The following is an 11,384-nucleotide window of genomic DNA, read 5'->3' on the forward strand; positions in this document are numbered from 1 at the left end:
GTCGCCAGCGATGCGTTATCCCCACCTGTTCAAACCCATGCAGCTGAACCAGCTGACGCTGCGCAACCGGATCGTCAGCACCGCGCATGCGGAGGTGTATGCCGAGCCGGGCGGCCTGCCGGGCGACCGCTATATCCGCTACTACGAAGAAAAGGCGAAGGGCGGCGTGGGCCTCGCGATCTGCGGCGGGTCGAGCCCGGTGTCGATCGACAGCCCGCAGGGCTGGTGGAAATCGGTGAACCTGTCGACCGACAAGATCATCGATCCGCTCACGCGCCTCGCCGACACGATGCACAAGCACGGCGCGAAGATCATGATCCAGGCGACGCACATGGGCCGCCGCTCGTCGTTCCACGGCGAGCACTGGCCGCACCTGATGTCGCCGTCGGGCGTGCGCGAACCCGTGCACCGCGGTAACGCGAAGATCATCGAGATCGAGGAAATCCGCCGCATCATCGGCGATTTCGCGGCCGCCGCGAAGCGCGTGAAGGCGGCCGGCATGGACGGCATCGAAATCTCGGCCGCCCACCAGCACCTGATCGACCAGTTCTGGAGCAAGCGCTCGAACCACCGCACCGACGAGTGGGGCGGCAGCCTGGAAAACCGCCTGCGCTTCGGCATCGAAGTGCTGACGGCCGTGCGTGAAGCGGTGGGCAAGGATTTCTGCGTCGGCCTGCGCATGTGCGGCGATGAATTCCACGAGGACGGCCTCGATCACGAAGCGCTGAAGGAAATCGCGCAGGCGATGTCGGAGACGGGCCTGATCGACTACCTGAGCGTGGTCGGCTCGGGCGGCGATACGCACAACACGATCGCCAACTGCATGCCGCCGATGGCGCTGCCGCCGGAGCCGTTCGTGCACCTCGCCGCCGGCATCAAGTCGGTCGTGAAGATTCCGGTGATGCATGCGCAGAGCATCCGTGACGCGGGCCAGGCCGAGCGCCTGCTCGCGACCGGCATGATCGACCTGGTCGGCATGACGCGCGCGCAGATCGCCGATCCGCACATGGTGATCAAGATCCGCGACGGCCGCGAAGACGAAATCAAGCAATGCGTCGGCGCGAACTACTGCATCGACCGCCAGTACAACGGCCTCGACGTGCTGTGCATCCAGAACGCGGCGACGTCGCGCGAAGCGACGATGCCGCACATCATCGAGAAGTCGCGCGGCCCGAAGCGAAAGGTGGTCGTGGTGGGCGCGGGCCCGGCGGGCCTCGAGGCGGCGCGCGTCGCGAAGCTGCGCGGTCACGACGTGGTGCTGTTCGAGAAGAATGCCGAAGTGGGCGGCCAGGTGATGATCGCCGCGAAGGCGCCGCAGCGCGAACAGATGTCGGGGATCATCCGCTGGTTCGACATGGAAACGAAGCGCCTGGGCGTCGACCGCCGGCTCGGCGTGGCCGCCGACGAGAAGATGATCATGGCCGAGAAGCCGGACATCGTCGTGCTCGCGACGGGCGGGTCGAGCTTCACGTGGCAGGTGCCGGGCTGGGGCGTGGCCGAGGGGCTGGCCGTCAGCTCGTGGGACATCCTGACCGGCAAGGTCGAGCCGAAGCAGAACGTGCTGCTGTTCGACGGCGTGAGCACGCATGCGGGCGCCGGCGTGGCCGACTTCATGGCGAGCCGCGGATCGAAGGTCGAGGTCGTCACGCCTGACGTGAAAGTGGCCGACGATTGCGGCGGCACGACGTTCCCGATCTTCTATCGCCGCCTGTACGCATTCGGCGTGATCCCGACGCCGAACACGATGCTCGATCGCGTCTACGAAGAGGACGGCAAGCTGATCGCGGTGCTGCGCAACGAGTACACGGAAGAACTGGAAGAGCGCGCGGTCGACCAGGTGGTGATCGAGAACGGTTCGTCGCCGAACGACGAGCTGTACTGGAAGCTCAAGCCGGAATCGGTGAACCGCGGCCAGATCGATCCGCACACGCTGTTCGCGGCCGAGCCGCAGCCGTGCCTGTCGGAAGAACTCGGCAACGGCCGTTTCCTGCTGTTCCGTGTCGGTGATTGCATCTCGATGCACAACGTCCACGGTGCGATCTACGACTCGCTGCGTCTCGTGAAGGATTTCTAAACGATGAATCCGTCCTTCCTCATTACCGCGCTGTTGTGGCTGTCGGTGGCGGGGCTCGCGTTCGCGGTCGCGAAGCGCTCGTCCTACTGGCGTCTCGGCCGGGCCACCGCGCCGGGCTCGTTCGGTGTCGCGAACCTGTTCGCGATCCCGAAGCGCTACTTCGTCGACCTGCACCACGTGGTCGCCCGTGATCCGTACATCGCGAAGACGCACGTCGCGACGGCCGGCGGCGCGATCGGCGCGCTCGCGCTGGTGTTCATCAACTACGGCCTCGCGATCTACTCGCCGTGGCTCGACAAGCTGATCTTCCTGTCGGCGCTCGCGATGCTGGTCGGCGCGGTGTTCGTGTGGCGGCGTCGCGCGGCGAAGGACGTGCCGGCCCGCCTGTCGCGCGGCCCGTGGAATACGCTGCCCTGGCTGCTCGGCTCGTTCGCGCTCGGCCTCGTGCTGTTCATGCTGGTGCCGACCGGCGCGATGTCGGGTGCGTTCGCGGTGCTCTGCGCGGTGCTGATCGGTGTCGGTGCCTTCACGATGACGGTCGGCGCCGCGAAGGGCGGCCCGATGAAGCATGCGATCGCCGGCTTGCTGCACCTGGCCTTCCACCCGCGCCAGGAGCGCTTCGCGGCCACCCGCGAATCGTTCACGGGCAACGGCACGGCCACGCCGCCCACCGCGCTGAAGCTGCCGGACATCGAGCATCAGGAGTACGGCGTCGAGAAGCCGGTCGAATTCCGCTGGAACCAGCTGCTGAGCTTCGACGCCTGCGTGCAGTGCGGCAAGTGCGAAGCCGCGTGCCCCGCGTTCGCGTCGGGCCAGCCGCTGAACCCGAAGAAACTGATCCAGGATCTCGTCGTCGGGATGGCGGGCGGCACCGATGCGGCGTACGCGGGCAGCCCGTCGCCGGGCCTCGCGGTCGGCCAGCATCGCGGCGAGCCGAACGGCCCGATCGTGTCGGGCCTGATCGAAGAGCAGACGCTGTGGTCGTGCACCACCTGCCGCGCATGCGTGCAGGAATGCCCGATGCTGATCGAGCACGTCGACGCGATCGTCGACATGCGCCGCAACCGCACGCTCGTGCATGGCACGGTGCCGGGCAAGGGCCAGGAAGTGCTCGCGAACCTGCGTGAAACCGGCACGATGGGCGGCTACGACACGGCCGCGCGCTACGACTGGTCGGTCGACCTGAGCGCGCCCGTCGCACAGCCCGGCAAGCCGGTCGACGTGCTGTTCGTCGCGGGCGAAGGCGCGTTCGACATGCGCTACCAGCGCACGCTGCGCGCGTTCGTCAAGGTGCTGAACAAGGCGGGCGTCGACTATGCGGTGCTCGGCTCGACCGAAACCGATACGGGCGACGTCGCACGCCGGCTCGGCGACGAAGCGACGTTCCAGCAGATGGCGAAGCGCCTGATCGGCACGCTCGGCACGCTGTCGTACAAGCAGATCGTGACGGCCGACCCGCACGTGATGCACAGCCTGCGCAACGAATATCGTGCGCTCGGGCTGCGCGTGACGGTCAAGCACCATACGACCTATCTCGCCGAACTGGCAGAGAGCGGCAAGATCGCGCCGAAGGCCGTCGAAGCGCTGCGCGAGAAGCGCACCACGTATCACGACCCGTGCTACCTCGGCCGCTACAACGGCGAGACGGAAGCGCCGCGCAAGCTGCTGAAGACGATCGGCATCCAGGTCGTCGAGATGGAGCGCAACGGCATGCGTGGCCGCTGCTGCGGCGGTGGTGGCGGTGCGCCGCTGACCGACATCCCCGGCAAGCAGCGCATTCCCGACATCCGCATTGCCGACGCACGCACGATCGGCGCGGACGTGGTCGCGGTTGCCTGCCCGAACTGCACGGCGATGCTCGAAGGCGTCGTGGGCCCGCGCCCCGACGTGCTCGACGTGGCCGAACTCGTTGCCGCCTCGCTGGAGTGAATCGATGAACACGATCAAACGAATCGATCCGCGCCGGCCGTTCATCATCACGGCCGCCGGCCTGAAGCGCATCACGCTCGGCGAGGAAGGCAGCGCCGATGAGAACGCCGCGCACGGGTCCGTGCACGGTCATGGCGCAGCGGCCGCGAAGCCGCGCCGCGCGGTGCAGGATCCGAAGCACGTGATGCTGGTGGTCGCGCACAGCGAACGTGGCGCGCTCGACGATCATTCGCGGCAGGCAATCGCTGCCGCCGCGCTGCTCGCCGATGCGCAGACCGAGGTCGCACTGCTCGCGTTCGGCGAGCTGAAGGACGACGTGGCCGAACTGGGCGTCGACAAGCTGCTGGAACTCGCCGGCTTCGAGCGCCGCGCGTTCGACCCTGAAAGCGAACTGCAAGCGTTGCAGGCCTGCGTTGCGGCACTCGCGCCGAAACACGTGTTCGTGCCCGACAACGCGACGGGCGACGGCGATCTCGGCCGGCGTTACGCAGCGGCTGCCGGTGCGAGCGTCGCGACGCACGTCGTCGAGATCGACGCCAAGCATGTCGGCGCGTATGCGCACGCCGGGCGCGCGTTCGCCACCCGCGCGCTGCCCGACGTGATCCTGCTCGCGCAGAACGCGGTCGACGCGAAGCTGCCGTTCGTCGGCGCGGGCGAGCGTCTCGCCGCCGACTTCATCCGCCCGGCGCATGACGCCGCGCAGCCGTACCGCGATCTCGGCCTCGACGAAATCGATGCGGCCCAGGTCGCACTCGAGGAAGCCGATTTCATCGTGTCGGCCGGCAACGGCGTGTCCGATATCGGCGCGTTCGAGCGGCTGGCCGGCGCGTTCGGCGCGGCGATCGGCGCGAGCCGTGTCGCGGTCGACAACGGCCACTTCACGCGCGACAAGCAGGTGGGTGCAACCGGCAAGACGGTCGAGGCGAGCGTGTACATCGCGTTCGGCATCTCGGGCGCGGTGCAGCACCTGCAGGGGATCAAGGACTGCCGCCACGTGATCGCCGTGAACCTCGACGGCAGCGCGCCGATCGCGAAGCGCGCGAACCTGACGGTGGTAGGCGACGCGCAGGGCACGATCGCCGCGCTGATCGAACAGGTGCTGGCCGCGCGCGCCGCGCGTGGCGAATCGCCGGCCGCGGTCGGCACCCGTGAACCGGAAGGAGTCGCCGCATGAACGCCCCCCGCCAGTTGCAACGCATCGCGGTGCTCGTGTCCGTCGGCCGCCACCCGGTCAGCGGCGTCGCGCGCTATAGCCGCAACGACGCCGCCGCGCTCGAAACCGGCCGCCAGCTCGCGGAGCGGCATCGCGCGAAGCTCGACGTGATCCATGCGGGCGACCCCGCGAATGCGGCGCTTGCCGAATATCTCGCGCTCGGCGCACGGGAGGTCGAGGTGCTGGCCTGCCGCGACGACGACGATGCCGTGCACGCGCTCGCCGCGCGCGTCGAGGACTACGACCTCGTGCTGACCGGCACCCGAGCCGAGGGCGCGTACGACACCGGCATGCTGCCGTATCGCATCGCCGCGACGCTCGGCTATCCGCTCGTCGGCTCGGCCGTCGACGTGACGGTCGAAGGCGGTCGCGTGGCGGTCCGGCAATTTTTGCCGAAAGGGCTGCGGCGGCGCGTCGACGCGGCGCTGCCGGCCGTCGTCGCCGTCCATCCGCTGGCCAACGCCGAGCCGCGCTACGCGTATGCGCGGCTGCGCGCCGGCGCGATCCGGCCCGCGCTCGCGGCACCCGGCGCGGACGCCGACGCGGCCGCGTGGAAGGTCGGCCCGATCGAGCGTAAACCCGTAAAGCTGGTCGCCGCCGAGAAGCGCTCCGGGCATGCCCGGATGCTGTCCGCGACGACGACCGAAAGCCGTGGCGGCAACGTCGTAAATGAAGGGAGTTCGGTCGAAAAAGCACAAGTGATCCTCGCGTATTTGCGCGAGCATCAGCTCATCGACTACTGATTTTGATGCCTGTCGGCAAGAACCCAGGGATGCAAGGAATCCGGAGCAAACGATGAAAGTATCGGCAGACATTCGTGCATTGATCGAGCGGCGCAAGGAAGGGCACAGCCTCGAAGCGCCGTTCTACACGAGCGAGGACATCTTCGCGCTCGACATGGAGGCGATTTTCCGCCAGCACTGGATCCAGGTGGCGGTCGAACCGGACATTCCGGAGCCGGGCGACTACGTGACCGTGGAACTGGGGAGCGATTCGATCCTGATCGTGCGCGACGACGACATGGCGATCCGCGCGTTCCACAACGTGTGCCGTCACCGCGGCGCGCGCCTGTGCAACGAGGACAAGGGCTCGGTCGGCAACATCGTGTGCCCGTACCACAGCTGGACCTACAACCTGACGGGCCAGCTGATGTTCGCCGAGCACATGGGCGAGAAGTTCGACCGCTGCAAGCACAGCCTGAAGTCGGTACACGTCGAGAACCTCGCGGGCCTGATCTTCGTCTGCCTCGCCGACGAGCCGCCCGCCGACTTCGCGCAGCTGCGCGCCGAGATGGAGCCGTACCTGCTGCCGCACGATCTGCCGAGCACGAAGATCGCCGCGCAGATCGACATCATCGAGGAAGGCAACTGGAAGCTCACGATGGAGAACAACCGCGAGTGCTATCACTGCGTCGCGAACCATCCGGAGCTGACCATCTCGCTGTACGAATACGGCTTCGGCTACCAGCGTTCCGACGCGAACGCCGAAGGCATGGACGCGTTCGCTGAAACGTGCGTGCGCCGCGGCAAGGAGTGGGCCGAAATGGGCCTGCCGTCCGAAGAGATCGAGAAGCTGCTCGACGTGACGGGTTTCCGCACGCAGCGCCTGCCGCTCGATCGCCACGGCGAATCGCAGACGCTCGACGCGAAGGTCGCGTCGAAGAAGCTGCTCGGCGGTTTCGACAAGGCCGACCTCGGCGGGCTGTCGTTCTGGACGCAGCCGAACTCGTGGCACCACTTCATGAGCGATCACATCGTGACGTTCTCGGTGATCCCGCTGTCGGCCGGCAAGACGCTCGTGCGCACGAAGTGGCTCGTGCACAAGGACGCGAAGGAAGGCATCGACTACGACGTGAAGAATCTCACGGCCGTGTGGAACGCGACCAACGACCAGGATCGCGCGCTCGTCGAGTTCTCGCAGCGCGGCGCAACCAGCAGCGCGTACGAGCCGGGCCCGTATTCGCCGTTCACGGAAGGTCTCGTCGAAAAATTCTCGGCCTGGTACATCGGTCGGCTCGCCGAAAAAACCGGCGAATAAGCGTAAAGCAGCGGACAAGCGGAGTCACTGATGAAACAACCCCCACGCTCACTTTGCTCGCTGCCCCCCAAGGGGGCGGCCAACCTCCTTGGGGCGGCCCGGCGGAGGTTGCCATGATGCGAGATGCGGCCAACTTCGAGCCGACGGACAGCCGGGTGACGCACCCGGCGTTCTGGAACGCCCTTCCCGAGCGCTGGACGAGCGACGTCGAGGAAACGCTGGTGTGCTGCCACGTGCGGCAGGAAACGCACGACGTGAAGAGTTTCTTCTTCCGTTCGCCGCAGGGCCGCTCGTTTTCGTTCGAGCCCGGGCAGTTCCTCACGCTCGAGCTCGACATCGACGGCGAAACCATCAACCGCTGCTACACGATCTCGTCGTCGCCCGCGCGGCCGCACACGGTGTCGATCACGGTGAAGCGCGTGCCGGGCGGCAAGGTGTCGAACTGGCTGCACGACAACCTGCAGCCGGGCGCACCGGTGCGCGTGCTCGGCCCGGCCGGCGAGTTCACGTGCGCACGGCATCCGGCGCGCAAGTACCTGTTCCTGTCGGCTGGTTCGGGCGTCACGCCGCTGATGTCGATGAGCCGCGCACACCATGATCTCGCGGAAGATCGCGACATCCTGTTCGTGCACAGCGCGCGCACGCCGGACGACATCATCTTCGCGCGCGAGCTCGACCTGATCGCGTCGAACCACACGAACTTCCGCACGTCGTTCGTCGTCGAGCGCGTCGGTGCGCGCACCAACTGGCCGGGCGTCACGGGCTTCCTGACGCTGCCGCTGCTGAAGCTGATCGCACCGGATTTCATGGAGCGCGAGATCTTCACGTGCGGCCCTGCGCCGTACATGAAGGCCGTGCGCGACTTGCTCGACGAAGCCGGCTTCGATCGCAAGCAGTATCACGAGGAAAGCTTCTCGTTCGAAACGCTCGCGCAGACCGCGAGCGACGAACTGCTCGCCGATCTCGCCCCGCCGGCCGAAGGCGCCGACACCGACACGAAGCAGTACACGGTCAGCTTCGCAAAGAGCAATCGCGAGATTTCGTGCGGCTCGGAGCAGCACGTGCTCGACGCGGCACGCCAGTCGGGCGTGCGGCTGCCGGCTTCGTGCACGCAGGGCATGTGCGGCACCTGCAAGGTGAAGCTCGTATCGGGGCAGGTTGAAATGAAACACAACGGCGGCATCCGCCAGCGCGAGATCGACCAGGGCATGGTGCTGCTGTGCTGCAGCAAGCCGCTGTCGGATCTCGTGATCGACAAGTAGTCGCAACACGCCATTGACTGTCCGGGTGCGTCGCGCCCGGACAAGCATCCGTCGGAAAACAACGATACCGCGGATTTGTGGTTGAAGAACCTAGAGAGACAACGCGCACGGTGCGCACATCAAGGAGATCGACCATGAAGCTGTTCGGAAAACTGTTGTGGACCGGCGCACTGTCGGCAATGGTGGCACTGAGCGCTTCGGCGCTCGCCGATACGAAGCCCACGCTGAAGATCGGTTACGTCGAAGGCTGGGACGACAGCGTGGCGACGTCGAACGTCGCCGCACGCGTGATCGAGAAGAAGCTCGGTTACCAGGTCCAGCTCGTGCCGGTCGCTGCCGGGATCATGTGGCAGGGTGTCGCGCGCGGCGATCTCGACGCGACGCTGTCCGCGTGGCTGCCGGTCACGCACGGCTCGTACTGGGATGAATACAAGGCCAAGGTCGTCGACCTCGGCGCGAATTTCCCGGATGCAAAGATCGGCCTGATCGTGCCCGCCTACGTGAAGGCGAAGAGCATCGACGACCTGAACGCGGAGAAGGGCAGCTTCGGCGGCCGGATCGTCGGCATCGATGCAGGCGCCGGCGTGATGCGCAAGACCGACGATGCGATCAAGAGCTACGGGCTGAACTACACGCTGATGCCGAGCTCGGGCAGTGCGATGACGGCCGAGCTGTCGCGTTCGGTCAATGCGAACAAGCCGGTCATCGTGACGGGCTGGGCGCCGCACTGGATGTTCGCGAAGTGGAAGCTGCGCTTCCTCGAGGATCCGAAGAAGGTGTTCGGCGGCGCGGAGCACGTCGACAGCGTCGTGAATCCGGGGCTCGAAACCAAGGCCAAGCCGGTGGTCGCGTTCCTGAAAAAATTTCAGTGGAAGCCGGGTGAAATCGACAGCGTGATGCTGGCGATCCAGAACGGCTCGAAGCCCGATGCGGCCGCCGATGCGTGGATCGCCGCGCACGCGGATCGCGTGAATGCGTGGACGGAAGGCGCGCAGTAAGCCAGAGATGAATCACCTCGATAAATAGATAAAGAGACAGTCCGGGATGGGTTGGCAGGAGTGCGAAATAATCACACTGCGACACGGCCTTATCCCGGAATTATTTTTTTGATTCTGCAAAAAAGCCCGTAAATTGTTACACTACGGCCCTTGTGCGGAGTCATCACAGGAGGAATTGGATGAGTCAGGCAGGACTGCGTGCGAACCGCACCAGTGATGTTGAGGCAACCATCTCACATGATTCGACGGGCCACACGCTGCATCGTGGCCTGACTTGGAAAGACGCTTTTTGGGTAACGAGCGGCGTGCCGGCAGGCGTGCTGTTCACGATCGGCGGCGTATGCGCGACGATCGGTCAGCCCGCGTGGGCGATCTGGATCGCCGCGATCACGATGGGGCTGGTTCAAAGCGCGACTTATGCGGAAATATCGGGGCTATTTCCCCATAAATCGGGCGGCGCGTCCGTGTATGGCGCGATCGGCTGGGTCCGTTACAGCAAGCTGATTGCCCCGGTTTCCGTGTGGTGCAACTGGCTCGCGTGGTCGCCGATGCTCGCGCTCGGCTGCGGCCTCGCGGCGAGCTATGCGCTCACGAGTCTCTTTCCCGCCGATGCGGCGGTGCTGCACTGGCAGCTCAAGGTTGCGGATCTCGGGTTCATCAAGCCGGGTCTGTCCCTGCGGATCAATGCGACGTTCATCATCGCGACGATCCTGCTTCTCATTACGTTCAAGCTTCAGCACAGCGGTGCATCGAAGGCTGCGCGTACGCAGCGCATTCTCGGTATCGCGTCGCTCACGCCGCTGCTGATCGTCGGCATCGTGCCGTTCGTCACGGGCGACGTGCCGATGTCGAACCTGCTCCCGCTGCTGCCGCTCGGTCACGACGCGCACGGCAATCTCACGGCCGCGACGTTCGGCTCGTGGAACGGGCAGGGCGTCACGATGGCGCTCGGCGCGATGTTCATGGCCGGCTGGGCGTCGTACGGCTTCGAGACGGCCGTGTGCTACACGCGTGAATTCCGCGATCCGCGTCGCGATACCGCGAAGGCGATCTTCTGGTCGGGTGCGCTGTGTCTCGTCGTGATGACGCTCGTGCCACTGGCGTTCCAGGGCGCGCTCGGCACGCAGGCGATGCTCGATCCGTCGATCGGCGACGGCACCGGCGTCGCGGCCGCGATGGCGAAGATCGTCGGCGGCGGCGCATGGGTCGCGAATGCGGTCGTCGTGATGCTGATGCTGTCGATCCTGCTGATCGTGATGACGTCGATGATGGGCTCGTCGCGCACGCTGTACCAGGCATCGGTCGACGGCTGGCTGCCGAAGTACCTGTCGCACGTGAACGAGCACGGCTCGCCCACGCGCGCGATGTGGACCGATCTCGGCTTCAACCTCGTGTTGCTGATGATGTCGGACTACATGACGGTGCTGTCGATCTCGAACGTCTGCTACATGCTGTTCGTATTCCTGAATCTTCAGTCGGGCTGGATCCACCGGATGGATCGCGGCAACTGGGATCGGCCGTTCCGCTGTCCGACGTGGCTGCTCGTCGCCGGCTCGATCTGCGGCTACGCGAACCTCGTGTATGTCGGCGCGGGGGCGAACCTGCAGGGCGACGGCACGCTGCGCAACGGCTTGATCGCGATGCTGCTGATCGTGCCGGTGTTCCTGTTCCGCCATTACTGGCAGGATCGCGGCCGCTTCCCCGCGCAGATGCAGCGCGACATGGAACTCGAAGTGCCGAAGCGCGCGATGTGGCTGAACCTGATGCCCTATGCGGCGCTGATCGGCGCGGGGCTGACGATCTGGTTGTCGTATTACTTTGCCTGGGTGAAGTGAGCACTTGACCCTGGCTCGTCGCGCGAGGCCCCGGAA

General features: G+C 66.1%; 8 protein-coding genes. All 8 read left to right on the top strand.

Annotated elements, in window-relative coordinates:
* Positions 1-10 precede the first annotated feature (10 nt).
* The 8 genes from G3N61_RS20515 to G3N61_RS20550 all read left to right on the top strand — a co-directional run bounded on the left by G3N61_RS20515 (position 11) and on the right by G3N61_RS20550 (position 11,348).
* Positions 11-2,074, top strand: coding sequence for an NADH:flavin oxidoreductase (locus G3N61_RS20515; protein WP_021160633.1), 2,064 nt, complete (start codon positions 11-13; stop codon positions 2,072-2,074).
* 3 nt (positions 2,075-2,077) lie between these two features.
* Entirely contained in the window at positions 2,078-4,003 is a 1,926-nt protein-coding gene (locus G3N61_RS20520; protein ID WP_089452008.1) for a (Fe-S)-binding protein, read from the top strand.
* Between the two features lie 4 nt (positions 4,004-4,007).
* A complete protein-coding gene (locus tag G3N61_RS20525; protein WP_205823436.1) occupies positions 4,008-5,177 on the top strand; it encodes an electron transfer flavoprotein subunit alpha/FixB family protein in 1,170 nt (389 codons plus the stop codon).
* Entirely contained in the window at positions 5,174-5,959 is a 786-nt protein-coding gene (locus G3N61_RS20530) for an electron transfer flavoprotein subunit beta/FixA family protein (protein WP_089452009.1), read from the top strand. Before G3N61_RS20525 ends, G3N61_RS20530 begins: the two co-directional genes overlap by 4 nt.
* 52 nt (positions 5,960-6,011) lie before the next feature.
* The gene (locus G3N61_RS20535) at positions 6,012-7,253 is read left to right on the top strand and encodes an aromatic ring-hydroxylating dioxygenase subunit alpha (RefSeq protein ID WP_043180441.1); all 1,242 of its coding nucleotides are present in this window, start codon (positions 6,012-6,014) and stop codon (positions 7,251-7,253) included.
* Positions 7,254-7,366: 113 nt separating this feature from the next.
* Entirely contained in the window at positions 7,367-8,515 is a 1,149-nt protein-coding gene (locus G3N61_RS20540) for a hybrid-cluster NAD(P)-dependent oxidoreductase (protein ID WP_175021213.1), read from the top strand.
* Between the two features lie 134 nt (positions 8,516-8,649).
* The gene (locus tag G3N61_RS20545) at positions 8,650-9,513 is read left to right on the top strand and encodes a glycine betaine ABC transporter substrate-binding protein (RefSeq protein WP_043180436.1); all 864 of its coding nucleotides are present in this window, start codon (positions 8,650-8,652) and stop codon (positions 9,511-9,513) included.
* A gap of 179 nt (positions 9,514-9,692) precedes the next feature.
* Positions 9,693-11,348 (top strand): APC family permease, encoded by a 1,656-nt coding sequence (locus G3N61_RS20550; RefSeq protein WP_175021215.1) that lies wholly within the window; start codon positions 9,693-9,695, stop codon positions 11,346-11,348.
* The last annotated feature ends 36 nt before the right edge of the window (positions 11,349-11,384 follow it).

Origin of the sequence: Burkholderia sp. Ac-20349, assembly GCF_017104865.1 — a bacterium.
GTDB lineage: Bacteria > Pseudomonadota > Gammaproteobacteria > Burkholderiales > Burkholderiaceae > Burkholderia > Burkholderia aenigmatica.

Bases quoted from the DNA above. Each gene is read 5' to 3' on its own strand.
- G3N61_RS20550 (WP_175021215.1), top strand. From the start codon at position 9,693: ATGAGTCAGGCAGGACTGCGTGCGAACCGCACCAGTGATGTTGAGGCA.
- G3N61_RS20530 (WP_089452009.1), top strand. From the start codon at position 5,174: ATGAACGCCCCCCGCCAGTTGCAACGCATCGCGGTGCTCGTGTCCGTC.
- G3N61_RS20520 (WP_089452008.1), top strand. From the start codon at position 2,078: ATGAATCCGTCCTTCCTCATTACCGCGCTGTTGTGGCTGTCGGTGGCG.
- G3N61_RS20515 (WP_021160633.1), top strand. From the start codon at position 11: ATGCGTTATCCCCACCTGTTCAAACCCATGCAGCTGAACCAGCTGACG.
- G3N61_RS20540 (WP_175021213.1), top strand. From the start codon at position 7,367: ATGATGCGAGATGCGGCCAACTTCGAGCCGACGGACAGCCGGGTGACG.
- G3N61_RS20535 (WP_043180441.1), top strand. From the start codon at position 6,012: ATGAAAGTATCGGCAGACATTCGTGCATTGATCGAGCGGCGCAAGGAA.
- G3N61_RS20525 (WP_205823436.1), top strand. From the start codon at position 4,008: ATGAACACGATCAAACGAATCGATCCGCGCCGGCCGTTCATCATCACG.
- G3N61_RS20545 (WP_043180436.1), top strand. From the start codon at position 8,650: ATGAAGCTGTTCGGAAAACTGTTGTGGACCGGCGCACTGTCGGCAATG.